The organism is Enterobacter cloacae complex sp. CDL013 (assembly GCF_049238805.1).
In the GTDB taxonomy this organism is placed as follows: domain Bacteria; phylum Pseudomonadota; class Gammaproteobacteria; order Enterobacterales; family Enterobacteriaceae; genus Enterobacter; species Enterobacter hormaechei_C.
This window is the reverse complement of the sequence record NZ_JBMKGT010000002.1, coordinates 549,273-570,090: the sequence shown is the minus strand read 5'-3', so window position 1 is coordinate 570,090 and position 20,818 is coordinate 549,273. Positions and strand designations below refer to the sequence as shown.

The window sequence follows — 20,818 nt, the reverse complement described above, 5'->3', positions numbered from 1 at the left end:
TACCAGACACCAGCTGAATTCGCAACAGACTGGCGAAACAGGAAATATGAAGAAAAACCAACCGACATTACTAACTGAAGGTTGTAGCTAATCCTGGGGGCAGGTCACCCCGTCCTGTTGTTTCTGCGCTGCCGCCTCCCAGTCATCCACGTTGTCACTGGTTGGCACCAGCATGACGTTATGGGTGACCTCTTTCGTTTCAGCCTTATTCTCGATGCTGTATGCCTCACGCTCGAGGCCGATCAGCGTCTTCAGGCTGTCGCTCAGGTCTTTCATGGATTTAACGCGGGAAGGCAGGCTGATCACTTTCTGATAAATTTCATTGAGCCGGTCCCGCCCTTTATCGTCGGGGTCAAACATGATGTCGCCCAACTGCTCGAGCGCTCTTACATCTGCGCACTGCGCACCAAGTTCATCGAATAGCGTGTTGGTCAGTTCACGAGCCCGGCGGATGTCTCCCCGGTGCTCCATGCGTACCGTGGCAATTACCTCGGCAGTCGCCTCTATCAGTACGCGTTCGGTCAAAGTGCTTTCGTTGCGTACCTGTTTGCGTACCTCCTGTTTGCGTACCAGATCATCAGCCTTTTGCTGAATCTTCGCATTGAGGTCACGCGACCAGTCGTCACGCTTGGCGCGCTTACGGATAGCGCCTTCGCTGATACCGTGTTGTGATGCTATTTCTCGGAGGGACATCACTCCGGCCCGGTACGCCGTCTCGATGGCCTCCCAGTCCGGTTTTGCCATTATTCACTCCAATAAAAAAAGCCACCAGCGAGTGCCAGTGGCTTGAATGTGGTAATCAGAAATGGGTTCGAACCGTTGGGACAAACAATATTAAGCGCTCACCCGCTGGATTAAAGTAGCATCACGCTTCGTCTGGCCGATATGAACTCCTGTATCACTCTACTGACGTATAGAACCAAGCATGCCCCATCCTACTGCTACGCGCCAGTCTCGCTGCTTTCAACCAATTAGAGCATCATAAGCCTCGATAATTTCTTTCCTGCTCACGTATCTGTCGGCTGCCACCAATATGGCCCCACTTTCGCCTTTCAGAAAAGTTGAAAAAAAAATCACCACATCCAAACACCTCACCTCATCATTAGCATACAGATAAAGAATCTTGCTCCGATAACTTCGAATTTTCAGCAACTTAGCAGGCTCATCATCAGCAAAAATCAATAGCTGTGCCATAAAATCTCCTTCTACACATAATTCCTTACAAGAGAAGATTGTTAGTCCCATGAACACTCAATCACATTGACGAATCTTTTGCCTGTGATTTACGTTACCTTTAATAGCCCAAAAGTCTTTTTTAACTCATTCACCTGAATTCAATTCTGAAAGAAGTGAAAATGGCAGCAAACAAATCACCAGGAGTTTAACTTTCTTTAATTAGTTATAGTGCAGAATGCTTAACCCTGTATATAGAGTTCGCTTCTTCGCACTTTTCTTTCAAGTATATGAACCGGGTGGATACTTCACTGTTTGAGCAGTTCGTCACAATGCAGTAACCCTCTACCCATGCCTTTTCATCCTTTTCGGTAAACAAACTTTCGAAAATGGCAGCCCAAGTGCTGTTAGGCATGCGTTCCAGTTCAAAATACTTCATTGTCCCTCCCTCACGAAGGGTTCTGTACTCATCCAATCCTAAGATTTTCATACTGCATCTCACGGTCTTTTTAATGTTATGATTTCTAGCATCATATCCAGGCTTTTCCTACCCCAAAATCCATGGGACTCTGCATTTTATCACCATTAGCAACCAGCAGATGAGCTTTGTAATGGCCGGCTTAGCTAATCAGCAACTCAGGCTGCGTAACCTGCATGATGTGCTCATGCTCGAGCTCCAGAACGCGCTTCTCTTTCTTCCGCTCATTCATCAATCGGCTTCCGATCGTGCCTTTCAGCTTTGAGCGCGTTTCTTTAATGGCGAAGCGGTGCTGCATTTCTTCACCCATCGCCATGCGTCGGTTTAGCTGCTCGGCCATCCAGTTAAAGGCATTGATGTAACACTCCTTTACTGCGGCAGCTGTTTTGCCAGTGAACCCCATCACGAGCATCATGCATCCGTCACGGGTGATGTTATACATAGGCTGAACATCGCCATTTTTATCAATGAAATCAATGGGCGCAAAATTGCGCTGGGTGAAGTCATCGGAGCATTTCAGGTTACGTATGGCACGCAAAACGTCTTTGTGTCGCTTGCCAAAGTAATTCGCCACCTTGAGTGATGTGGTGATTATCTTGTTGTCGAGGGTCGTGACCATTTCACGAAAATCGAAAGCCGGAATAACTGACGGATTATTCATAGCGTGTACCTTTCTTTGAGATGAACCTTTGCCGCATAGGAAATCAGCCCGTCGAGGCTCGCCAGCTCTAACTGACTTCCTCAAAGGCTCATTTCAAAGGGTATGGTTCGACGTGGTTTAAATGCGCATGCGGTGCGCGGTGAAATGCGGATACAAAAAAGCCCCGGCGATTGCCGAGGCTCAGAATTTTGTTTTTGACACTTGATGATTTCTCTTCAGCTGGACTGCTCACAGCATGACTGAGTTTTACTACTTTCATTTCTCGAATTCAATTTATTTTTTTCTCGCTTCTTCAACTTTCCTGATCGCCGCCTTATCCAGATTGCACTGCCCCAGCGCCGTGTAGAGCTGAGCGTTTAACTCGAGACTTGCCTGCCATGTGAACGGAACCACCATTCCGGGGATCGGTGTGTCTGCGGTCAGGTCAGCGCTTATCGGCACCACCGGGGCCGGAACGTAAACTGTCTGCGTATTCCCGCAGGCTGTCAGCAGCGGCAGAAGGAACAAGCTGGTTAGCACACGGATCGCCTTCAAGTGCCTGCCTGATGTAGACAATGCGCGTTTCGCCCTTTTGAGCCAGTTCGTTCTTTGCATTCTGGGTAGCCTGTGAGATGTCACGGATAAGGTTCATCGTGGTGATCACGTTGTTGGTGATCGCTTCCGATGTGTCTGCCCTGACCGTCGCCTTGTCGCGCTGGTCCTTGTAGGTGATGGCGTTGTCGCGGTAATGGTTAATCATCCAGGCCATGGAAACCAGCAGACAGATAACGAAAGCACAGATGATTGCTGTTAACCGGCTCATTTAACACCTTCCAGGCAGAGCGCCTTTTCTTTCCCTGCTCGAGTTACCAGACCAGGCAGAACCTTGCCGCCTCCCCATACCCAGCGAGGGAACTGGTTGCATGCCGCCGTGATGTCTCCACTTCTGAGAAGAGAGAACATCGTGGAGGTGCGCATGTTCCCACAGCCAGCACGAAACGTTACCGATACAGCTGCTGAGAAAGTATCGTCAGATAGCTTTCTGCCATTCCCGTAACGGTTAACGCAGGACTCAGCATCAAGGATGTTGCGCTCCCATTCGGCTGCGATCTGCTGGTCAGACTTAACGGTGCCAAGCTTCACGCCATGCGTGTTCCCCATACCGTCAGTCAGCACACCGGCCGGGCAGACATATGGATCTCGTCGGCAAGATTCAGCGTTGCCGATTAACTCCAGCCCGCGCTCGTTAGTCCGGACGTGTCCCGCATTCATCACAATAGCGATGATCGTTCCTACGGAGCAGACAATGCCCGCCGCGCCGCTTTTCTTACTCAGTTTCAACTGTGCCACCGGAAATTCTCCGCATTGCCTCCGTAACCACCTCGGCGGCAGCCGGACGATCGGAGTGAGGTTTTTTACCTACATCAGATAAGTAGTTTTCCAGCAGCTGGGTTCGTTTCCTTTCCTCAGCCATACGCTCACGCTCTTCTTTCCGTTTTGCGTAATAGGTTTTTATCGTGAAGAACGCCGATACCAGCGCGCCGATAATAAAAACGTAATCCTGTAGGCTAAGCAAAGAGAACAGACCCAAGGCCGCCGACCACCAGTACGGCAGATCGTGTCCATTTGTTGGGTTCATACGTTGCATTCCACACCTCCGGGTCCGGGGTGCTGTGTGGTAGTTGGGAAAAGGCCGTCAGACACGATAGCTACGTGGCATCTGGAATTGATTGTCTGCGGCCTGAATAATAAACCTGGCGACAAGCCAGGAAGATGAGGGTAAGGCAATGTCGGCTCTCTGGCCGAAGGGTCCCAGGTAGTGGGTTTGGTCGGTGGTGGCCGGCGCTGATCTCCGGCTTGCTGCGACTGCCTACAGCGGGCTGCGTGGCCACACCGAATCCAGCGAAAGATTCTTGCCCTTGCGCATCAGCCTGCGCATTCACCACAACGGACAGAGCACTGAGCACTTCGCGCCAACTCCATGCTGCTGCGTGGGTTGGGTTATGAGCCCTTCACGCCAATGCTCTTTCCTGTTGTGCAGATACGAAAAAGCCCCGCACAATGGCGAGGCTCTTAATTTTCTTCTTTGCAGTTAAGGTGCTGGTTTCCAGTCACCCCATTCAGGCTCGCTTGATGATTTAAACCAACTCTCGATCGCCTTCATGGCTGCTTCGGTGCATGCTTCACAACTGGATGGGTGAACTGCCTCTCCTTCAGCACCGATGCTACAGGAGCAACCATTACGCCACTCCTCTATTACCTTGAGTGGGTGCATGGGCCTTTTTAGCTGGCTTACTTCCATCTCAACCTCTTAACGAAGCGTTTGATACCGCCAATGCATACATCAATGGCACAATATCAGATTTACATGAAATATATGCGTTTCAGTTCGGTTTTGCAAGACTTACATCTAAATTTGTCGCCTTTTGTTGTGAACGTGATCGCGTTACAGAGATAAGCGCACCGCTATCGAGTCGCTTAAAGCTGTTACGCATAGCCAGCCAGTGAGGCAGATAGGTTTCTGTCCAGGTGGATTTCGCAACGCCCGCCAGTTCCGCCAGCGCCTGATATTCGTACGTCTCACGCCCTGCCAGTTCAGCTTTGACGTCCTGCGCCGCCAGCCATATCAGCTTCTTCAAGCGCTCCATAGTCTTGCCAGCCACCTTCTTCGCGCCGAGTTGCCCACGGAACTCTGCCCACGCCCACTGGGTGATCGACACCTGGTACTCGAAGCGGATATTTTCGCTGTAGTTCCAGAGCAGCCATGCTTTCTGGTGTTCTTCCAGCGACAGGACAGCGCGGCGCCACGATGCTGTCACGAACTCAACCGGGCCCACCAGCGCGATGGATGATCCTTTGGCGCGGGACTGGCTGCCGCTCATCGCCGGGCCGTTGGGGTTAACCTTCCGGCCGGTGACCGGGTCGGTTATTTTCTTCCGTCCCCGACTGCGCGCCGTCGCGGTGAATTGCGCGTTCTCGGCGAAAGCTACCAGCTGCCCTTTCGTCGCCCCGCTCAGATCTGCGGTCGCCACAATGAGCTGCTGACGTACGTATTCCAGTTGCTGACTGTTCATGCGGCTTCCTTCTGTGGCTAGTTGGTTTTGGTCTGGCTGTGCTTTGCTACTGGCGGCAGGTTGGCGCGCTTAACGCTTTCAGCCTGGTATCTGGCAATCTGCTCTCTGGTCATGATGGCCTCCGATTCCACGCACGAATCGCATCTCGTTTTGTTGGATATGTGTCGGTTATTGGCTTTATCAGGCACTGCTTGGTAGCGCATCCGGCATAAACACCATCGCCATCGGCAGCCAGCTCTGCCTCACCACCACTGAATGGGCAGTTAAGCAGTGAAGCCCAATGCGGAAGCTTGAGGTCGTAAATCATGCTGTCTCCCGCTGCTTCAGTGCTTTGAGCTTGGCGCGGTACTCATCGCGGATCCTGATGAAGTCTTCCCGGCGGTAGCTGGTCATTTCGTGGGGGCCGTTGAGCCAGTCGACGTATTCCTGACCGTAACGAGCGACCAGGCCCGCTTCGTAGTGCTGCGCGACAGTGGCCTCCTTGGCGGTGTATTTACCCGCTCCGGCATTACACGATTTGCACTGCTTATGGGCGTTGCGCTCTTCAAAGCGCAGTTCAGGATTAGCGCCGACCGTTTTGAAGTGTCCGCAGTCCCACTGGCCGCCATGCAGATCTGGTGGATTAGTCTCACCGCAGCTGATGCATGGCAAATCGGCATCGCGCGCACGGATGAAGGCGTTGAAAGCCTGCTGTGCCTGCGCTTTGTAGTAACCTGCTGGCCGTAGCTCTGCCAGCCTCTCCTTACGGCGTTTGCGCCCGGCCTTCTCTGCCTCCTTCTGCTCTTTAATGCGCTTAGCAGCGGCTTTCACCTTCTCCTTCTCGCGTTCTTCCATCGCGAGAATTGCTCCGTGCTCCGGGCAGCACCAGCGGATCCGGATGTCGTGGAATTTCGGCACGAAGTATTCACCGCATACTTTGCACTTACGGCGGGATGGTTTACGCATGATTCCTCCGCGCCGCGAGACGCAGCCATTTCTGATCCACCAGGCGGGCGGTGTAGCCTTTCAAGGTCGGGATGTCTGACGGCTTAACCGCGGGCTTACGCTGGCGGCGTGCCGGAACGCGGAAGATGTGATTTGTGATGACGCGTGCGAGAGGATTACCCACGGGAAGCCCTCCACTCTTGCGCCCAGGCGATGCGCTTACTGGATGCTTCTGAGAACTTCACACCGCGGTCGGTGCCGAACCAGTAAATCGCCTCGATGACATCGACCATGTAGCGCTTGCTGGATTTGGATGTGCGGACGCCGAAATAAACGCGGCCGCCGTTGATGCCAGGCGCGGATTTCTGTTCCTGGTCCTGGGTCTGATTCACCAGAACGGTGATGAGGTCCTTCCACTCTTCGCGGGTAAGCTTTTCGCCGTGCCAGACTACCTGGTCAGACAGGTCTTTCAGCAGCGGCCACATCAGACGGTTTTGCTTGTCGGTGCGGGTCTCTTCACGGGCCTCGACAACAATCGGCGCGCGAGGGTTTACCGGCAAGGTGCGAATGTACGCGATGAGATTGTCTTTAACGGTATCGTTGACGATGCAGTAGTGCTGCTTCATACGCCACCTCCGAGAGGTAACGCAGAATGCAGAAAATCGCAGTTGCATTTCTGCATCTGTGACAAGGTGAGGAGTTCATATTGTGGTCGCATTTAAGTCCCCTTAAATGCGCAGAAGTCACCGGAGTTGTTCAGGCTCCGATGACATGATTATGGCTTAATGATTTTGCAAAATCAAAATTTAGAATCTGGTTAAAGTGATAATTAATTCCCTGCCGACATGAGATCCGTTAGGAGACAGATTGCTGCTAATTGTTCTTGTTCCAGCCACAGTGCTGTTCTGAAGTTCTTCCAGAAAAATACCATTAACCTGATGGATGTTTAGTTTAGGAGAAACTTCATACATCCCTTGAATTACACTCATGTGCTCAGAACCGGAGGTAAATAGTATTAAACTGTTTACAACCTCCATCGCCTCCTCAAGAGTATTGATAACCATCCGATCTTCTCTCATTGATTCCCCTTTATTTTTTGTTAGCTTCAGCCATCTCAACATAGCTCGGATCAGAAGGCTTAGGCAATGCAACGCTCTGCTCGCGATAGTGCCGCACGCGATCCATGAAATACTCTCGTAGATGCTCTGGTTGCTCACGAGCTACCTGCTCGGCGATAACAGGCATGTTCAGGCGCTCTTTGTAGGCCACACCGGACGCTGCAAGATCGACGTTAACCTTATCCTGCTCGTCTTTCGGCTTTGATGCGATATTGAATCTACTCATTTTTAATCGTCGACATATCGCACATCTAAAACTACATTTCCTTCAAGGTCCTTTCTCACAATATGGACATTTTCCTTAAATGGAGGCTTTGTCTGCTCGATAACAGTAACTGTGGCTGTGCCAATTTTGTTCTGATTATCGTCAAGGACAATGTAATTTCGGTCAATGCGGCTCGCTAAATGCCCCCTTCTGAAGGTACCGTCGTCCATAAGAGTGTAGCCAGCTTCAAGATTCATTTTTTCTTTAAACATAAAACCCCCTCGGTTATTTGAGGGGATTATAGATCACTTCTGCTGCGGTGATGCTGCTACCATCCGGCGATACACATCATAAGTTCCGAATTGTTCATCACCAGCCTCAAGCATTTCATGGGTGGGTTCTTCTGGCACCAGCACCCAACCATCCGGAATCACCGGAGATTTGGCGGTAAGGGGGATGTAATCTAGTCCCCATACCGATGATGGGTCTTTTTTACCCAAAACGAACAGCGGAGCATTACCCCGCAGACCGCGATTATCATCCTGATAATCAGCACGTAGCCAACCAATCTCTGGCAACTTGTAAGCCGTCGTTACAGGTTCGGATTTACCCTGATTTATGCCGGTGTACGACTCGGCAATTTTTGGCGAAGAATCCAGTGCTGGCGCGGTCTGCATGGTGGTGGGCGTCTCGGCGTTTTCGGCACCCTGAAGCATGGCGGCGCGGCAGGCGTTCCAGGAGTCAGCTGCTGCATTGCACTCATCTCTATCCCACTGGTATGTAATGCCGCGTGGCGCGAATGTGCTGGCAAGAATCGCAATATTTTCAGGCGTGGACTCTTCAGGAACTACCTGCGCTGGCGGGGCGGTGTATAGGCGCTCAATAATGCAGTTTTGAAGTTCGAAAGCGTCAGGTTGACGATGACCCGTATACTCCCAACGCTCGCTACCTATAGCGGAAGTTGATTTTAACTTTGACCTGAACGCCACAGCCTCCGCTTCGAGCGATGCCAGCGCTAGTTTCATCGCAGCCAGAGCATTGGTCGCGTCTTCGTTTACAGCGCATGGTGTCGCATCACGCTCTTCTTCAAGCTCCGCGATAGTCTGCTGGAGCCATTCTTTGGTAAGTGTGCTCATGGGTTCACCTTCCTGAAACTGCGTCTGATGTCATAATCCGCATAACACCGAGATGGCTGAGTAGCATCAGCCTGGTAGACAAGCACAAAACTTTTCCCATCTTTAGAGATGTATTCGATGATGAATTTGTTTCCGGTGTGGACGCTTTCGATAATGTCACCCTGTTTCATGCTCACTCTCCTTTTCCTGCCGCTGCACACTCACGCAGTTGGCATACATACTCAACCAGTGAGCCGCCGGCAGGTATTTCGCACTCCTCGACTAACTGGAAATAGATATCGGCCGCAGCACGGGTATTGCTGTGCTTCGCGTCGCCCATCTCGCCTTCACGAAGAGTATCGCGTTCGGCGGTAAGATTGGCTATTTTCGCGTCTTTGGCTTCCAGCTCATCCAGCAGCGCCTGAATTTTCTGTGCTTGCATTTCGATAACGTTTACCGGACACAAGCCAGTTAACACCTGATATTCGCGAGGACTCCCACGAAGAGAATGAGCCTGCTGCTCAACTTTCGCATAGAGTTCCTTCTGTGCATGTTTGTCGATGTTGCTCATTTGGCGTCCTCCTGAACTGGCATCAGCGCTTCACGCACGCATGGTTTGTAGTAGTGATGGAAAGCGAAAGTCAGACCGAGCTTAGTAGCACTCTGATTCTTCGAGCTCAGCAAGCCAAGCCCCATGCATATGGTTGTTGCAGTCCAGCCGGAGTGATAACCGGCAGCACGCTTCATGACTGTTTCAGCAAGGATGGTGCGGAAATCAGTGCGTCCAAAATTCGTGTTTTCGAAAGCGGCATTGATCACCTCGTCGGTCAGGTGTGCGTCTATTGCGTTGCTCATGACTGCACTCCTTTTCGAAGCTGGGCGGCGATGTCTTCGAGTACGCCATCAGCGAACGAGCGATCGAAATCGCCTTCGGGAGCATCAGCCATAAACTCTGTGGAGGTAAGGATCATCCGCGCAATGTCAGCTGCGTTCTTCGCCGTGTCATCAATAAACCCAGCCTCCCATGCAGCCAACATTCGGTTGGCAACAAAGTGAGCGCCTTCCTTGTGGGACTGAGCCCGAACTTCAGCCAGGAAAGCGTCGGTGGCTTGGGTGTCAGGTGCTTCAATGTATTCAGAATGAGCGCAAGCAGGGCAATCTCTATAACTGCCGTCACCACCGCAAGCCTCCTTCAGCCCCGCATTCTCCGCAGCCAGCGCCGCGCACTTGGCTTCAAGTTCCGCATTGCGCTTTTCTGCCTCTTCCACTTTTTCCGCAACCTGTTTCAGGCAATACTGGAAAGCAGCTACTCGCGGCGAGTTCTCTTCCATCTGCTGCATTAATTCAGCCATTTTTTCTACTGCACTTACGTTTGTCATACCCCCACCCTCCCCCAAACCATCAATACCCTTCTCATCGCCGGACTGTTTCGGCACTCCTGAAATATCCCATTGGTACAGCTTCGTGCCGTACCGGCCTGCTCTTCTGGTGTCGCAAGGCGATATGTCACTGTTCGCCAGACCTTGCTCACCCGGACAATCTTGCGGGACCGCTCCAGATCGATAGCATTCTTCGTGATGCAGTTGATGGTCATGCCGCACTCTGTGGCCACATCCTTCGCGGTAAAGGTCCTGTGCGTTTCGAGATAACGCAGAATTTCCTGTTTGCCTTTCATCGACTTAGCACTCATAGTCAGCCTCCTGTTGCATCTGGCCGCTGTAGGTGAAATCTACCGGGTCCAGGCCTGAGTAGCGGCTGCTGAAGTGGTAGGTCTTTTCTGCCCCCGGCGCATGGCGGGACTTCACACAGATGATTTCGGTAATGCCTTTCAGTTCGGTGTTTTCGTTGTACTTCTCATCCCGATACACCATGAAGATCACATCCGCCTCCTGCTCAATAACGCCAGACTCTCGCAGGTCTGCCGCAACGGGACGCTTATTAGCGCGCTGCTCCAGGTTTCGGTTCAACTGGGCCAGAGCGATGACCGGGCAACGCAATTCTTTCGCCAGGTTTTTCAGTCCAGTGGCGATCTCCCCTACACTGCGGTTCATGTTCTCCGGGTCTGACATCCGCATTTTCTGAAGATAATCGACGATGACCACGCCCAAGCCGCCCAGCTTCTTGCTCATTCTGCGCGCTTCAGCACGCACCTGGTGAACGCTTAGGGATGGCTTGTCATTGATGTAGATCGTAGAGTCGATGAACTCCTTCATACAGTGACTAACCTTCCCCCATGCCTCGTCCATTTTCCCGCTAACCTTGCTCAGCAGTTCTTCTTTGCTTACCCGCGCCCGGTGGAAAGCGACTCGCTCAGAGATTTGTTCCACTGGCATCTCGAGACTGAAGAACAGCACCGGCTTTTTGTTTTTCAGGCCTACGGTTTCTGTCACTGTGGTGCTAAACATGGTTTTCCCCATGCCAGGACGTCCGCCAACGACGATAAAATCCGTATTGTTGAATCCTCCGAAAGCGCTATCGATAGTCGACATACCCAGCTCTGTTTTGTATTTCCAGATGTCGCCATTGATGATCGCCTGGATTGTTTCCAGCGACATGTCGATGCCAGTGGTGATGTGTTCAGTTCCGTAGTCAGCGCTGTGCTCAATTCCAGAGATGTCGGCCTGAATGTTGCCAATGATGTCTGCTATACCCTCGGTCGTTGGTTCGGACAACTTCTGGATCCCAACCTGTAACGCCAGGGTCATACGGCGACCAAGGTACATTTCCCGAAGCTTTTCGCAGTAGGCTGCAAGGTTTGCGAAAGACGGAGTGTTTTTGCTGCATTCAGCCAGGTAAGCGAACCCACCCGCACTCTCAAGAACCCCGAGTTGTTCAAGATCGCTGGTCAGCGTAAGCAGGTCTATCTTCGAACCGGATTCGTTGAGTCGCTTATATGACCGCAGAGCCACTTTATGGGGCGTTGCTGTGAAGTGGTCCTCAGTCAGGCCCTCAATCGCATCGGTAGCCATGTCGGCGCCATCTGCGCGACCTGCTGCAAGCATAATTCCGCCAATGACGGACTGCTCAACGTATAAATCAATAAAACGGCTCATGCTTTGACTCCCTTGCGCTCACGGTGCTCGTTGATGGCCTGCTCGTAGACAGATCCCCAGTTCTTCGGATTCAGTATCCAGTCGAGAGTCAGCCATGGCTGATCGCCTCTGGTGCCGAACAGGGAAGACTTGCTAATCAGCTCGAAGGCCATTCCCATGTGCTTTAGTTCTAGCCAGTTGCCCTGGGTGGTTTTGCCGTTCCACACAGCTTCCAGGTCTCGATAGGCCGGACGGCGGCGGTTCCACTCATGCAGTGAAACGGCCTTCGAAGGGAATTTTTCATTCCAGAGCTTGATGATCTCTTCGTGCGGACAGGCTTTCGGGTTGCTGCCATGACCATCTGCCCATATCAGGGCGTCTGACAGGTATCCATCAAAGCGGGTCATACGGCACAGGTTCTCTGGCTTGAAGCTGTGACCCCAGTTCACATGGGCCCAGCGGATAACCAGCTTCAGCTCTTCAGCGGTGTAGCACTGGTCTTTGCTCTTCACTGTGGAGAGAGCTTTCTCAAAAGGTGCCAGCGCAGCACAACGACTACCCGTTAGCTCATTGAAGTAATCCATCACCTCCTGAGCGAGTGAGTTTTCCCCCCGGGGGGATTTAGGGGGATCTTTTCTTTCTTTCTTTTGAATAGTTTCTTTTGTGTTTAGCTGAGTTGGCTTATGGGTATTAGCTGACTTGGCTAATGTTTCATTAGCTGTTTCGGCTAATGATTTGCCATTTTGGCTAATGCTGAAATTCCAGTCAGAAATCACCTTATTCACCCCGATCGCCAGGCCGTTGGTAACGATGATGTTCATTGCAATCATCTCGTTCTTGGCCTTGCAGACATGCGTATGGTGAATGCCGGTCATTGCTGCAATCTGGGTATTGGTAATGCGGTCAAACTTTTTCCCGAACCCGTAAGTTTTGCGGATCACCGCCAGAACGACCTTCAGCTGGCGAGCCGTTAAATCAGCAGCCATAACCGCTTCCAGCAGCTCGTTAGCGATGCGGGTATACCCATCATCGATATCTGCCACCTGACGCTCCACGACCGTTACAGACGGTCTGAAAGGTATTACTTTTGCGAGGCTACCCACGGCCACTCTCCTTACGTTTCAGCTCTTCCAGGATGGCGCGCATCTTCTCTGCCACAATCGGATTAACCGAGCGGATGAAGCGGTCGCGGGTTATGTTTTTATGAACAGCGGTATGGTAATAGCGTTGATTTTTTGCCATTATTCCTCCTGCAACTACTCTCGTTTTTGCACCTGAAAGTCGGTTCTGTTCGCGCAGACCGGCTTTCGCCATTTCTGTAGTTCTCACATAACCCCCAACATCGAAGTGACCATGGCCATCAGCGGCGCGGTCAGGTCCGGGTCGACACGGAACATCTCTACAATCCCCTCACTGAGTTCCTTGAGCTTCTGGTGACGCGGGGCATTCATCGCAACGGCCACTTTCGCCTCGCTCGTTTCCTTCTCAAGTCGCGCTAAGCGGGACATAAAGCTGTCTTCTGGAAGAAGGCGGTGGCGGTACTCCAGCGGCAGGACGGCCATGATTGCCGGGGCCAGCTGGCGAATGTTGTTAGTCGCATATTCGGTGTCGCCGTCGATCCAGCGGAAAACCTTCTGCATCTGGCGGTGAGAGTCGGTCGGGATATCAAGACCTGTGCCGCCGGTTGCCCGCCACTCTTCAACAATCAGAGCGGCGACAAATTCACGGCTGCGGCAATCAGCTGCCCAGGCGCGAACAGCTGCGCGGATCCCATCGATGTTTAACGCCTTGGAATCAGGTTCCCGGCGATTCTGGTAAATCATCGCCGTTGGCGAAAATTTGTTACCTTGTTGATACGCAAGTGAATGCATTGCTTTCCCTTTCGTGGTTAGGGCCGCCGTTAAGCGGCATGGTTGTCAGGGTGTGGAAAGATGGACGGCAGGTCCGGGCGGAATTCGTGAGCCTGGATTTCACCACCAACCGCTTTCACCAGTTCAGGAACGTGAACCGGGGAGATGCGTTTCTTTCCGTTAAGCCAGTCACAGATAGTGGACTGGGCTTTGCCGCAACGTTTTGCCAGTTCTTTCTGGCTGCCAGCGATGGCGATCGCTTTCTCTACTGCGGAGTTCTTCTCTACTGTTGGGGTCTTCATAATCACCTCAGCTATCAGTTTAAAGCGATTATGGTTATCACTTTAGCGAATGTCAATCGCATAGGCGATTTTTTGCTAAATAATCGCTTGAGCGATAGAGTTAAAGGAGTCATTAACAGAGGTGAATATGGGATTCTCGGAGCGCTTAGCGCAGGCAATGGAAAACGCTGGATATACACAGGGTCGATTAGCTAAAGAGGTCGACATGGCTCAGTCCAGCGTAAATAAGTTACTAAAGAATGCTAAAGGCTCTCGAAAAACCGTTGAGATTGCCTCTGTACTTGGTGTTCGACCTGAATGGCTTTCTACTGGTGAGGGGGAAATGGCTGCCGGTGGCGCCAGGGAGTCAACTGCGCTATACCAGGTTAAGCCGTCACTGAATGGGATTTATCGCGTGGATGTACTCGACGTTAAAGCCAGTGCTGGGCCGGGCACACTGGTCACCAGCGATTTCATTGAAACTATCCGGGCCATCGAATACACAAATGAGCAGGCGCGAGCGCTGTTTGGCAACCGGCCAGCTACACACGTTAAGGTCATTACCGTTAATGGTGACAGTATGGATGGCACCATTTCGCCTGGAGATCAGATCTTCGTTGATACCGGCGTTACGCATTTTGATGGTGACGGGGTATATGTCTTCGTCTTCGGCAAAACACTGCATGTTAAGCGACTTCAGATGCAGCGTGACCGTCTCGCAGTAATATCCGACAACCCCATTTACGAGAAGTGGTACGTTGAGCCAGAGGACGAGGACGCGTTCTACGTCATGGCAAAGGTACTACTCAGACAGTCAGTCGACTATAAACGATTCGCATAACCCGCTCCGGCGGGTTTTTTATTGTCCGCAGATCCATCCTCTCTTTCTCACCCCTTCTAAAAACCAAATCCTTATCACTTTTTTCTTCAGAAAATAAAAAAATATCGCTTTAACACTCAATGCATTATCGCTTTATCGATGATAAATATCGTTTTGGCGATTGACTCAAATAATCGCTTTAGCTATTGTTAGTCCATCGAAACGAAACATCGACAGCTGAGCGAAGTTAGCCAGCGGCGGACAGCAAGTGGCCTGCTTTTTAAAAACATGCAAAGTCGGAACAGCACTCGGTAATCCTGTTTAGACCCCAACGCACAAAATGCGGCGTATCACCGGCGGCGAACCGGTCGGTGAGAAGGCTACCCCCTCGCGAGAGCGATAAAGGCGTGGGAACGGGCAACACTGGCGGGATGAGAGGTGCGAAGCGCAAAGAGATTTATTCCAGTCCATTCGAAGTTGAGTGGGCTGGGCTGAATCACAGAATCTTTCACGCCCGATTGGGCATCACGTTCAAATGGCTAGCCGCTGCCACCCTTTTCGACGCGGCGCACCGTATCGGAGGAGTTATGTAACAGGTAACAGTGACGACTGAAAACCAACATTCAGCCCCGGATTATTCCGGGGCACACAGTGGAATGTTTTGGGGTGTGGTGGGCAGCTGATTCGTGATGCTCGCGGATCAATCCGGTCCACGAATCCACCACACCGACCAAAGCATTTCTCCCGCATCAGCGGGCAAATCATATGAGGTGAAGTATGAAAGAGACAATCGCAATTATTGGTGCTGATGCTCTGTTTACGAAGCGTCCTGACATGTCAGAGGTTAGCGACATCATCAGTTATCTGATGACGCGTGATTCATATGCACGCCCAGAGGACGCAGATGGTGACCCGGTTAAGCGGTACGCCATCGTTTGCAAAATTACGATTGAAGAAATTGATTAAGGCTGCCAGTGGCGGCCTTTTTTACGCCCGTCAGCGGGTAACTACAGAGCCAACCTCAAGCACCGGGCGCCGATGCTTGGTGATGGTAATACTGCCATCTCAACCGCACAGGAGACGATGATCCTGTTCTGGTTGGATTGGAAAAGTCTTCTTGGCCCGCCAGCGCGCGGGCATTTTTTTGGAGGTTGCATGTTTGCTACTGACATCTCACTGAAATACGGCACCCATCAGCCAGAGACGATTCTGGAAACAATGCCGATTGAAGAAGCCTCCGAAATCATCAAGGAGAAGCTTCGTGATGAAGTGCGCCAGGAACTCGAGTGCGAGTATGGCGATCGCCTTTATGAGGCTGAAGAAGAGGCATCAAACTGGGAAAGCAGAGCTGATGACTATGAAAGCGATGCGACTTGCCTGGCTAAGGCCATAAGAGAGGCTTTTGAATCTGCCAGCTTTGAAGATGCAAAGGTGATCCTCCAGCGAGCGATGCACGACCACAAAGACTATTTCTGAAGACCCGCTACGGCGGGTTTTTTCATACCTCAGTCGCTTCACCGAGGCGGCTTAGTTATGACAACCGGCGGCCATCCACCGCCCATTGAAACACTGAATAAATGCGTTGAAGTCTTGTATTAACCGTTCCGTTCGCCGCGATAAGGCCAAGAGGATTTATGAGTAGAGAAAATAATGGAGGCCCTGCTTTCCCTAATCAGGGTTATGAAGGCTTGACAATTCGAGACTACTTCGCGGCTAAGGCTATGCAGTCCATCGTATCAAGTCCTAAAGAAATGGAATCGCTTATCGACGTTCTTGGTGCAAAAACTGCTTACGCGAAGGTCTCAGAAACAGCATACGTCATCGCTGACGAAATGCTCCGCGCCCGGGAGGCGTCATGACAGTCACCCACAACGGAAAGCAGTACACCGCCAAAAAGCTCAACGATAACGAGTGGCAGCTGACGTCGTTATCGGCACCACGCGACAAGTTGACGCTGAACCGCTGGCAGATTCATGTTGCTGGCCTCCTGAAACAGGTTGAGGTGAAGGTATGATGCACCACTACGGCACCACCCCGCTCATTCGCCAGTGCGTCACGCCCGGCATGATGGCAATGCATGAAGGCCGCACCTATCGCGTCTCAGCAGTCATTCAGGAGCGCAAATGGGTATACCTGCACACCGATGCAGAAATTATCCGCCTCAGTGACTGCGTTATTGACGTCCTTCTGGAAGGTCACGGCAACCCTATCCAGCACTAACCACCCTATTCAACCGATCGGCCTGGCTTTTTGCGGGCGGGATCTGCACATCCAAATTTCAGGAGAAACCATGAGCGAAGTAACGGACTTAACTGTCATCGAAATCAAGCCGGAACAGGCTCCGGTGCTTTACGTAGCGGGCGGCCTTGATGCTTACCTCGAACAAATCCGCAGGCAGTAAACGAAGTGCCGGACCTGTCCACGAAGAAGGGCCGTGACCGTGTCGCATCTCTGGCGGCGCAGGTGTCCCGCAGCAAGACGGCAATCGAAAAGCCGGGCCGTGAGTACCTCAAGCGCCTGAAAGAGGCTGTACGACCTGCAGAGGCCGAAATTAAGCGGTTCGTTGATGCCTGCGACGAGCTACGTGATGCGACCCGACGCCCACTCACCGAATGGGAGGCCGAGCAGGAACGCATTAAGGCTGAAGAAGCCATGAACGCGATGCATGCCGAAGCGCTGGAGATGAACATCAAGTTCGATCAGGAGTTTGCTGCCAAGTTCGAAGCGGACCACGAAATGGCTCTGCTGATGAATAAGGATTTCGACCGTGACCGCGAAGAGCAGCGCCTCCAGGCGGAACAGGCTCAGCGTGAACGTGACGAGCGGCTTAAGCAGGAAGCGGCTGACAAAGCTAAGCGCGAAGCCGAAGAGAGACATAAAGCGGAACTGGATGCTGCAATGCGGCGCGAAGCTGATGAGAAAGCGCGTGCTGAAGCAGCGGAACGCCAGCGCATTGAAGCGGAGCAGCGTGCGGCACGTGAGAAGCAGGAAGCAGAAGAGCGTGCACGACGTGAAAAAGAAGAAGCCGTTGCCGCCGAGCGCCGCCGCCTGGAAGGGGCAGAAGCCGCCCGTCTGGCCGAAGAGCAGCGCAAAGCTGAAGAAGAAGCGCGCCGCGCCGCGGACAAAGAGCACCGCCGCACCGTCAACCGTCGTGTCTACGCAGACCTGATTGCTCAGGGCATCCCCGAAGAATTCGCGCAGAAAGCAGTGCTGGCGATCGCTGGCGGCAAAGTGCAGGACGCGCACATCAAATATTGAGGAAACCATGAACGCATACCTCACTTACGACCGAATCGAAGATCGTCGCTGGGTTGAGCAGCAGCGCGACGACGAGAAAGAGAAGTGGATCGGCGACCGGGCGCAGCAAATTATCGACATGATGCCAAAAGAGCCGTCCGGCCTCTTCCACTTCTCCGTACCGATTGACTCCAGCCCATACGAAGGACTTCGCAGCGATAAAGCTGGCGAGGCGTACAACGATTTCATTTCGGCAGTAGCTTACGCCCAGGCGGAATACGACTGGGAACACCGTACCGGCTGCCCGTTTTAATTTTTGAGGGGATTAACGATGGCAAACGAATTAACAATCACAGCGAGTACGCTGGCGGAAAAAGGTATCGATGTCGCTACCTGGAGCGCGCTGAAGAACAGTATCTACCCTGGCGCAAAAGACGAATCGGTAATGATGGCGCTCGATTACTGCCGCGCCCGCCAGTTGGATCCTCTACTGAAGCCTGTCCATCTCGTGCCGATGAGCGTCAAAGACTCGAGAACAGGTAAGAGTGAATGGCGTGACGTGGTCATGCCGGGTACCGCCTTGAAACCAGCCCATGAGCCAATCGTCATGGCGCGCAAACCATTCAAAAACACGGTGTCGGCGAACATGGCTGAGCACGGTACCGGGGCGATCAATATCAATGCCTGCCGCATCCCTACCGACGAGGCGCTAAATGGTGGTGCTGGCGGTCTTCTTTCACACCAGCGCGATGGTACCGAACCTGTTGCCGATTACGAGCAGGCACCAGAGGGGCGCTGGCCAGCAAACATAATTCACGACGGAAGTGATGTTGTCGTTTCAGCGTTCCCGGATGCGAAAGGCCAACAAGGAGCGCTTAACGGCAATGAGCCCAGCTCGAAAATGGGTGCGGCGAATTGCTATGGGCAAATGGACCGGCGGCACGAGTCAACTCCACGCATCGATAGCAGCAAGAGCGCTGCCCGCTTCTTCTACTGCGCCAAGGTCAAACCTAAAGAGCGCGATGAAGGCCTCGAGAGATTTATCGCGACGTCAGCCAGCGACATGACCGGCGGACGCAAAGAAGGAAGCGTCGGCATTAATGATGCGCGCGCCGGTGCCGGGCGTACCAGTGGCGCGAAGAACAACCACCCTACCGTTAAGCCGATCGCTCTTATGAGTTATCTCTGCAGGCTGATTACTCCGCCTGGCGGTACCGTGCTTGATCCGTGGATGGGAAGCGGGAGCACAGGCCGGGCAGCTATAGAGGAAGGGTTTAACTTCATCGGCATCGACCTTAACCCGGATTACGTAACCATTGCTTCTGCCCGTATTGCTCATTCCTTCAAAAAGATGACGGAGGCCGCATGACGCCAGCAAATGAAAACGCCATCCGAGCAGCCTGCCGCCGCTGCACCGAGGAAATACAGCAGGCCATGCGCAAGAAGCCAAAGCCTAACTGGAACGAAACTGTGCCCCCCATCATCAACAAGCATCACAAGAAAATTGAAGCTCTGGGAGTTAGCCCCCTGGAGTTTGTCGTTAAAACTGGCCGCCTAAATGGGCGGTTTGGAACCGAGCAATGAGCAAATATTTAGAACTGGATCGTCTAGTCCTCAACAAAATCGGCGATAATCCAATCCATCTCATTAAGATTTACGTCCGAGATGTTTTAAATGAATCAGAATGCATAGCCACTGCGGAAGGGAAATCATATCCCTACCGCTTCGTCGATCGGCACCTGCAAGCATTACGTATAAGCGCCGTTATACGCAACGTGACAAGTAAGCTGGGTGTGAACATGAATGAATAATCGATCAAGTCAGTGCTCTTGAAGAAATGATGCACGAACAGATCATTACCGTTTTCCATCCTAAACGCAACGTACAATCGGGTAATCATTGCTAGATATCCTGATAAAATATCCTACCCCTGCTATACCATGGGATTTGAAAGTGACAAGATAAGCAGCCCTAACTTGAAAAAAACATCATATTAATGTCTTTATGAGTAGTTGTAAGCGTACTTACATTCATATAAGGTAATGGTTATAGTAAACTACATATATTCATCCATAAAAAGAGAAGATCAATGTTAGAGCCCGCTACTTTCTCAGCTATTGCAGCCTCTTGTGCAGCAATAGCCGCTGCAATCAATGCTTATGTAGGTTATCAAAATAGAAGTGATGCTTTAGATAAGCAAATTATTGACTCACTCACAAAAAAAGCAGATGAATGTAATGCAATTGTCGTAAGACATAATTATAAAGTGCCTTTAAAAGAGGAAAACATTGGAGAGACACTTAGAATAATTTCTTTGCTTTATCTTTCCATTGCAGATATTAAAAGAATTGATAAACGCTACAAACATCTTCTGAAGTATGATTTCTTTATAAATACCAACAATGTGAAGAAAATTAACTTCAAGGAATACTTCGTATACTCCCTCCACCCTTCAATATTTGAAGATTTAAAGATTGATGGGAAAAATAAAGAATTTTCGAATGTCGTACCATTGGAAAAAATGCGATCTATATCAGAGTTCTATAAAAAACAGTTACGGTGAAATTTAGAGTTAGAAAATAAACCGCCCATTGTGGCGGTTTTTTATTGCCTGGAGACACCCATGAGCGAAATGACCTTAATTGTGCCCAACGACTGGGTAACCGAAGAAAAGCTCGTAGAGATTACCGGCCTTCGCCCGGGTACTATCGAGCGGGCCCGCAAAAAATGCTGGATGGTCGGACGGGAATATCTGCATGTCTCCCCGGACGGCGTACCGAAGAAGAACAGCGAATGCATGTACAACCGTAAGGCTGTCGACCAGTGGGTTGAGAGCATGTCAAAGAAACAGCCGGGTGCGCGCCAATGAAG

The 20,818-nt window shown here is 51.6% G+C and carries 36 protein-coding genes and 3 pseudogenes; 12 read left to right on the top strand and 27 right to left on the bottom strand.

Annotated features, from left to right (window positions below):
* Window positions 1–87: 87 nt before the first annotated feature.
* From ACOTXD_RS05740 to ACOTXD_RS05610, 27 genes and pseudogenes are all read right to left on the bottom strand, one after another.
* The gene (locus tag ACOTXD_RS05740; RefSeq protein ID WP_421766384.1) at window positions 88–744 is read right to left on the bottom strand and encodes a hypothetical protein; all 657 of its coding nucleotides are present in this window, start codon (window positions 742–744) and stop codon (window positions 88–90) included.
* Between the two features lie 219 nt (window positions 745–963).
* On the bottom strand, window positions 964–1,194 hold the full coding sequence (locus tag ACOTXD_RS05735) for a hypothetical protein (protein WP_003859853.1): 231 nt from the start codon (window positions 1,192–1,194) through the stop codon (window positions 964–966).
* Window positions 1,195–1,793: 599 nt separating this feature from the next.
* The gene (locus tag ACOTXD_RS05730; protein WP_061856548.1) at window positions 1,794–2,312 is read right to left on the bottom strand and encodes a Rha family transcriptional regulator; all 519 of its coding nucleotides are present in this window, start codon (window positions 2,310–2,312) and stop codon (window positions 1,794–1,796) included.
* A gap of 273 nt (window positions 2,313–2,585) precedes the next feature.
* Window positions 2,586–2,753: an Rz1-like lysis system protein LysC gene (gene lysC, locus ACOTXD_RS05725; protein WP_309143738.1), complete on the bottom strand. Its 168-nt coding sequence runs from the start codon at window positions 2,751–2,753 to the stop codon at window positions 2,586–2,588.
* Entirely contained in the window at window positions 2,737–3,114 is a 378-nt protein-coding gene (locus tag ACOTXD_RS05720) for a DUF2570 domain-containing protein (RefSeq protein WP_061856549.1), read from the bottom strand. The genes lysC and ACOTXD_RS05720 overlap by 17 nt, the downstream gene beginning before the upstream one ends.
* Window positions 3,111–3,563, bottom strand: coding sequence for a lysozyme (locus tag ACOTXD_RS05715; RefSeq protein ID WP_223866363.1), 453 nt, complete (start codon window positions 3,561–3,563; stop codon window positions 3,111–3,113). The genes ACOTXD_RS05720 and ACOTXD_RS05715 overlap by 4 nt, the downstream gene beginning before the upstream one ends.
* Before the next feature lie 55 nt (window positions 3,564–3,618).
* Window positions 3,619–3,939, bottom strand: a complete 321-nt coding sequence (locus tag ACOTXD_RS05710) for a hypothetical protein (protein WP_032141950.1) — start codon at window positions 3,937–3,939, stop codon at window positions 3,619–3,621.
* A gap of 736 nt (window positions 3,940–4,675) precedes the next feature.
* A complete protein-coding gene (locus ACOTXD_RS05705) occupies window positions 4,676–5,365 on the bottom strand; it encodes a bacteriophage antitermination protein Q (protein ID WP_126501621.1) in 690 nt (229 codons plus the stop codon).
* Window positions 5,366–5,382: 17 nt separating this feature from the next.
* The gene (locus tag ACOTXD_RS05700; RefSeq protein WP_421766383.1) at window positions 5,383–5,478 is read right to left on the bottom strand and encodes a hypothetical protein; all 96 of its coding nucleotides are present in this window, start codon (window positions 5,476–5,478) and stop codon (window positions 5,383–5,385) included.
* Entirely contained in the window at window positions 5,475–5,672 is a 198-nt protein-coding gene (locus ACOTXD_RS05695) for a Lar family restriction alleviation protein (RefSeq protein ID WP_353622155.1), read from the bottom strand. The genes ACOTXD_RS05700 and ACOTXD_RS05695 overlap by 4 nt, the downstream gene beginning before the upstream one ends.
* Window positions 5,669–6,310, bottom strand: a complete 642-nt coding sequence (locus tag ACOTXD_RS05690) for a recombination protein NinG (RefSeq protein WP_126501620.1) — start codon at window positions 6,308–6,310, stop codon at window positions 5,669–5,671. Before ACOTXD_RS05690 ends, ACOTXD_RS05695 begins: the two co-directional genes overlap by 4 nt.
* Entirely contained in the window at window positions 6,303–6,473 is a 171-nt protein-coding gene (locus ACOTXD_RS05685; RefSeq protein WP_126501617.1) for a NinE family protein, read from the bottom strand. Before ACOTXD_RS05685 ends, ACOTXD_RS05690 begins: the two co-directional genes overlap by 8 nt.
* Complete coding sequence (locus ACOTXD_RS05680) at window positions 6,466–6,915, bottom strand: recombination protein NinB (protein ID WP_126501615.1); 450 nt, start codon at window positions 6,913–6,915, stop codon at window positions 6,466–6,468. The genes ACOTXD_RS05685 and ACOTXD_RS05680 overlap by 8 nt, the downstream gene beginning before the upstream one ends.
* 180 nt (window positions 6,916–7,095) lie before the next feature.
* Window positions 7,096–7,353: a hypothetical protein gene (locus ACOTXD_RS05675; RefSeq protein WP_126501613.1), complete on the bottom strand. Its 258-nt coding sequence runs from the start codon at window positions 7,351–7,353 to the stop codon at window positions 7,096–7,098.
* Window positions 7,354–7,378: 25 nt separating this feature from the next.
* Complete coding sequence (locus ACOTXD_RS05670) at window positions 7,379–7,633, bottom strand: DNA polymerase III subunit theta (protein ID WP_126501611.1); 255 nt, start codon at window positions 7,631–7,633, stop codon at window positions 7,379–7,381.
* A gap of 2 nt (window positions 7,634–7,635) precedes the next feature.
* Window positions 7,636–7,884, bottom strand: coding sequence for a hypothetical protein (locus ACOTXD_RS05665; protein WP_045344942.1), 249 nt, complete (start codon window positions 7,882–7,884; stop codon window positions 7,636–7,638).
* A 33-nt stretch (window positions 7,885–7,917) separates the two neighbouring features.
* Window positions 7,918–8,748, bottom strand: a complete 831-nt coding sequence (locus ACOTXD_RS05660; protein ID WP_126501609.1) for a hypothetical protein — start codon at window positions 8,746–8,748, stop codon at window positions 7,918–7,920.
* Window positions 8,749–8,947: 199 nt separating this feature from the next.
* Window positions 8,948–9,136, bottom strand: a pseudogene (locus ACOTXD_RS05655) (ead/Ea22-like family protein); the annotation flags it as partial.
* A 158-nt stretch (window positions 9,137–9,294) separates the two neighbouring features.
* Entirely contained in the window at window positions 9,295–9,582 is a 288-nt protein-coding gene (locus tag ACOTXD_RS05650) for a hypothetical protein (protein ID WP_241237795.1), read from the bottom strand.
* Window positions 9,579–10,106, bottom strand: a complete 528-nt coding sequence (locus ACOTXD_RS05645) for an ead/Ea22-like family protein (RefSeq protein ID WP_241237794.1) — start codon at window positions 10,104–10,106, stop codon at window positions 9,579–9,581. The genes ACOTXD_RS05650 and ACOTXD_RS05645 overlap by 4 nt, the downstream gene beginning before the upstream one ends.
* Window positions 10,103–10,402, bottom strand: a complete 300-nt coding sequence (locus tag ACOTXD_RS05640) for a protein ren (protein WP_206512253.1) — start codon at window positions 10,400–10,402, stop codon at window positions 10,103–10,105. The genes ACOTXD_RS05645 and ACOTXD_RS05640 overlap by 4 nt, the downstream gene beginning before the upstream one ends.
* Before the next feature lie 4 nt (window positions 10,403–10,406).
* Window positions 10,407–11,780, bottom strand: coding sequence for a replicative DNA helicase (locus ACOTXD_RS05635; protein ID WP_126501606.1), 1,374 nt, complete (start codon window positions 11,778–11,780; stop codon window positions 10,407–10,409).
* On the bottom strand, window positions 11,777–12,802 hold the full coding sequence (locus ACOTXD_RS05630) for a replication protein (protein WP_241237793.1): 1,026 nt from the start codon (window positions 12,800–12,802) through the stop codon (window positions 11,777–11,779). The genes ACOTXD_RS05635 and ACOTXD_RS05630 overlap by 4 nt, the downstream gene beginning before the upstream one ends.
* Before the next feature lie 52 nt (window positions 12,803–12,854).
* Window positions 12,855–13,001, bottom strand: a complete 147-nt coding sequence (locus ACOTXD_RS05625; RefSeq protein WP_164552230.1) for a hypothetical protein — start codon at window positions 12,999–13,001, stop codon at window positions 12,855–12,857.
* A pseudogene (locus tag ACOTXD_RS05620) lies at window positions 12,996–13,073 on the bottom strand (replication protein); the annotation flags it as partial. The gene ACOTXD_RS05625 and the pseudogene ACOTXD_RS05620, both read right to left, overlap by 6 nt.
* A gap of 11 nt (window positions 13,074–13,084) precedes the next feature.
* A complete protein-coding gene (locus tag ACOTXD_RS05615) occupies window positions 13,085–13,630 on the bottom strand; it encodes a toxin YdaT domain-containing protein (RefSeq protein WP_126501602.1) in 546 nt (181 codons plus the stop codon).
* A 29-nt stretch (window positions 13,631–13,659) separates the two neighbouring features.
* Window positions 13,660–13,911, bottom strand: a complete 252-nt coding sequence (locus tag ACOTXD_RS05610; RefSeq protein WP_001514164.1) for a transcriptional regulator — start codon at window positions 13,909–13,911, stop codon at window positions 13,660–13,662.
* 127 nt (window positions 13,912–14,038) lie between these two features.
* On the opposite strand from ACOTXD_RS05610, the gene ACOTXD_RS05605 reads away from it, so the two are divergent.
* The 12 genes and pseudogenes from ACOTXD_RS05605 to ACOTXD_RS05550 all read left to right on the top strand — a co-directional run bounded on the left by ACOTXD_RS05605 (window position 14,039) and on the right by ACOTXD_RS05550 (window position 20,816).
* Window positions 14,039–14,731: a LexA family transcriptional regulator gene (locus ACOTXD_RS05605; RefSeq protein ID WP_023300413.1), complete on the top strand. Its 693-nt coding sequence runs from the start codon at window positions 14,039–14,041 to the stop codon at window positions 14,729–14,731.
* Between the two features lie 756 nt (window positions 14,732–15,487).
* Window positions 15,488–15,676 carry a hypothetical protein gene (locus tag ACOTXD_RS05600; protein WP_063840717.1) on the top strand — a complete coding sequence of 63 codons (189 nt, stop codon included), beginning with the start codon at window positions 15,488–15,490 and terminating at the stop codon, window positions 15,674–15,676.
* A gap of 117 nt (window positions 15,677–15,793) precedes the next feature.
* Window positions 15,794–16,186: a hypothetical protein gene (locus ACOTXD_RS05595; RefSeq protein ID WP_174719944.1), complete on the top strand. Its 393-nt coding sequence runs from the start codon at window positions 15,794–15,796 to the stop codon at window positions 16,184–16,186.
* Window positions 16,187–16,344: 158 nt separating this feature from the next.
* On the top strand, window positions 16,345–16,569 hold the full coding sequence (locus ACOTXD_RS05590; RefSeq protein ID WP_103883404.1) for a hypothetical protein: 225 nt from the start codon (window positions 16,345–16,347) through the stop codon (window positions 16,567–16,569).
* A complete protein-coding gene (locus ACOTXD_RS05585; protein ID WP_164552225.1) occupies window positions 16,566–16,724 on the top strand; it encodes a hypothetical protein in 159 nt (52 codons plus the stop codon). Before ACOTXD_RS05590 ends, ACOTXD_RS05585 begins: the two co-directional genes overlap by 4 nt.
* A complete protein-coding gene (locus ACOTXD_RS05580) occupies window positions 16,721–16,930 on the top strand; it encodes a cell division protein FtsZ (RefSeq protein ID WP_126501442.1) in 210 nt (69 codons plus the stop codon). Before ACOTXD_RS05585 ends, ACOTXD_RS05580 begins: the two co-directional genes overlap by 4 nt.
* Before the next feature lie 70 nt (window positions 16,931–17,000).
* A pseudogene (locus tag ACOTXD_RS05575) lies at window positions 17,001–17,968 on the top strand (hypothetical protein).
* A 7-nt stretch (window positions 17,969–17,975) separates the two neighbouring features.
* Window positions 17,976–18,260, top strand: coding sequence for a host nuclease inhibitor GamL (gamL, locus tag ACOTXD_RS05570; protein ID WP_126501444.1), 285 nt, complete (start codon window positions 17,976–17,978; stop codon window positions 18,258–18,260).
* A gap of 18 nt (window positions 18,261–18,278) precedes the next feature.
* A complete protein-coding gene (locus ACOTXD_RS05565; protein WP_421766382.1) occupies window positions 18,279–19,316 on the top strand; it encodes a DNA methyltransferase in 1,038 nt (345 codons plus the stop codon).
* Window positions 19,313–19,531, top strand: coding sequence for a hypothetical protein (locus ACOTXD_RS05560; protein ID WP_061856564.1), 219 nt, complete (start codon window positions 19,313–19,315; stop codon window positions 19,529–19,531). Before ACOTXD_RS05565 ends, ACOTXD_RS05560 begins: the two co-directional genes overlap by 4 nt.
* A gap of 505 nt (window positions 19,532–20,036) precedes the next feature.
* Entirely contained in the window at window positions 20,037–20,510 is a 474-nt protein-coding gene (locus ACOTXD_RS05555) for a hypothetical protein (protein ID WP_017693148.1), read from the top strand.
* Between the two features lie 60 nt (window positions 20,511–20,570).
* Window positions 20,571–20,816, top strand: coding sequence for an excisionase family protein (locus ACOTXD_RS05550; RefSeq protein WP_014070846.1), 246 nt, complete (start codon window positions 20,571–20,573; stop codon window positions 20,814–20,816).
* Window positions 20,817–20,818: the final 2 nt, after the last annotated feature.

Coding starts and splice junctions, on each gene's coding strand:
- ACOTXD_RS05605 (WP_023300413.1), top strand. CDS start 14,039: ATGGGATTCTCGGAGCGCTTAGCGCAGGCAATGGAAAACGCTGGATAT.
- ACOTXD_RS05650 (WP_241237795.1), bottom strand. CDS start 9,582: ATGAGCAACGCAATAGACGCACACCTGACCGACGAGGTGATCAATGCC.
- ACOTXD_RS05580 (WP_126501442.1), top strand. CDS start 16,721: ATGATGCACCACTACGGCACCACCCCGCTCATTCGCCAGTGCGTCACG.
- ACOTXD_RS05660 (WP_126501609.1), bottom strand. CDS start 8,748: ATGAGCACACTTACCAAAGAATGGCTCCAGCAGACTATCGCGGAGCTT.
- ACOTXD_RS05695 (WP_353622155.1), bottom strand. CDS start 5,672: ATGATTTACGACCTCAAGCTTCCGCATTGGGCTTCACTGCTTAACTGC.
- ACOTXD_RS05675 (WP_126501613.1), bottom strand. CDS start 7,353: ATGGTTATCAATACTCTTGAGGAGGCGATGGAGGTTGTAAACAGTTTA.
- ACOTXD_RS05590 (WP_103883404.1), top strand. CDS start 16,345: ATGAGTAGAGAAAATAATGGAGGCCCTGCTTTCCCTAATCAGGGTTAT.
- ACOTXD_RS05645 (WP_241237794.1), bottom strand. CDS start 10,106: ATGACAAACGTAAGTGCAGTAGAAAAAATGGCTGAATTAATGCAGCAG.
- ACOTXD_RS05720 (WP_061856549.1), bottom strand. CDS start 3,114: ATGAGCCGGTTAACAGCAATCATCTGTGCTTTCGTTATCTGTCTGCTG.
- ACOTXD_RS05585 (WP_164552225.1), top strand. CDS start 16,566: ATGACAGTCACCCACAACGGAAAGCAGTACACCGCCAAAAAGCTCAAC.
- ACOTXD_RS05705 (WP_126501621.1), bottom strand. CDS start 5,365: ATGAACAGTCAGCAACTGGAATACGTACGTCAGCAGCTCATTGTGGCG.
- ACOTXD_RS05550 (WP_014070846.1), top strand. CDS start 20,571: ATGAGCGAAATGACCTTAATTGTGCCCAACGACTGGGTAACCGAAGAA.
- ACOTXD_RS05560 (WP_061856564.1), top strand. CDS start 19,313: ATGACGCCAGCAAATGAAAACGCCATCCGAGCAGCCTGCCGCCGCTGC.
- ACOTXD_RS05600 (WP_063840717.1), top strand. CDS start 15,488: ATGAAAGAGACAATCGCAATTATTGGTGCTGATGCTCTGTTTACGAAG.
- gamL (WP_126501444.1), top strand. CDS start 17,976: ATGAACGCATACCTCACTTACGACCGAATCGAAGATCGTCGCTGGGTT.
- ACOTXD_RS05700 (WP_421766383.1), bottom strand. CDS start 5,478: ATGACCAGAGAGCAGATTGCCAGATACCAGGCTGAAAGCGTTAAGCGC.
- ACOTXD_RS05565 (WP_421766382.1), top strand. CDS start 18,279: ATGGCAAACGAATTAACAATCACAGCGAGTACGCTGGCGGAAAAAGGT.
- ACOTXD_RS05670 (WP_126501611.1), bottom strand. CDS start 7,633: ATGAGTAGATTCAATATCGCATCAAAGCCGAAAGACGAGCAGGATAAG.
- ACOTXD_RS05610 (WP_001514164.1), bottom strand. CDS start 13,911: ATGAAGACCCCAACAGTAGAGAAGAACTCCGCAGTAGAGAAAGCGATC.
- ACOTXD_RS05730 (WP_061856548.1), bottom strand. CDS start 2,312: ATGAATAATCCGTCAGTTATTCCGGCTTTCGATTTTCGTGAAATGGTC.
- ACOTXD_RS05555 (WP_017693148.1), top strand. CDS start 20,037: ATGTTAGAGCCCGCTACTTTCTCAGCTATTGCAGCCTCTTGTGCAGCA.
- ACOTXD_RS05715 (WP_223866363.1), bottom strand. CDS start 3,563: ATGAATGCGGGACACGTCCGGACTAACGAGCGCGGGCTGGAGTTAATC.
- ACOTXD_RS05595 (WP_174719944.1), top strand. CDS start 15,794: ATGATCCTGTTCTGGTTGGATTGGAAAAGTCTTCTTGGCCCGCCAGCG.
- ACOTXD_RS05640 (WP_206512253.1), bottom strand. CDS start 10,402: ATGAAAGGCAAACAGGAAATTCTGCGTTATCTCGAAACGCACAGGACC.
- ACOTXD_RS05635 (WP_126501606.1), bottom strand. CDS start 11,780: ATGAGCCGTTTTATTGATTTATACGTTGAGCAGTCCGTCATTGGCGGA.
- ACOTXD_RS05735 (WP_003859853.1), bottom strand. CDS start 1,194: ATGGCACAGCTATTGATTTTTGCTGATGATGAGCCTGCTAAGTTGCTG.
- ACOTXD_RS05615 (WP_126501602.1), bottom strand. CDS start 13,630: ATGCATTCACTTGCGTATCAACAAGGTAACAAATTTTCGCCAACGGCG.
- ACOTXD_RS05740 (WP_421766384.1), bottom strand. CDS start 744: ATGGCAAAACCGGACTGGGAGGCCATCGAGACGGCGTACCGGGCCGGA.
- ACOTXD_RS05680 (WP_126501615.1), bottom strand. CDS start 6,915: ATGAAGCAGCACTACTGCATCGTCAACGATACCGTTAAAGACAATCTC.
- ACOTXD_RS05665 (WP_045344942.1), bottom strand. CDS start 7,884: ATGTTTAAAGAAAAAATGAATCTTGAAGCTGGCTACACTCTTATGGAC.
- ACOTXD_RS05710 (WP_032141950.1), bottom strand. CDS start 3,939: ATGCAACGTATGAACCCAACAAATGGACACGATCTGCCGTACTGGTGG.
- ACOTXD_RS05625 (WP_164552230.1), bottom strand. CDS start 13,001: ATGGCAAAAAATCAACGCTATTACCATACCGCTGTTCATAAAAACATA.
- ACOTXD_RS05690 (WP_126501620.1), bottom strand. CDS start 6,310: ATGCGTAAACCATCCCGCCGTAAGTGCAAAGTATGCGGTGAATACTTC.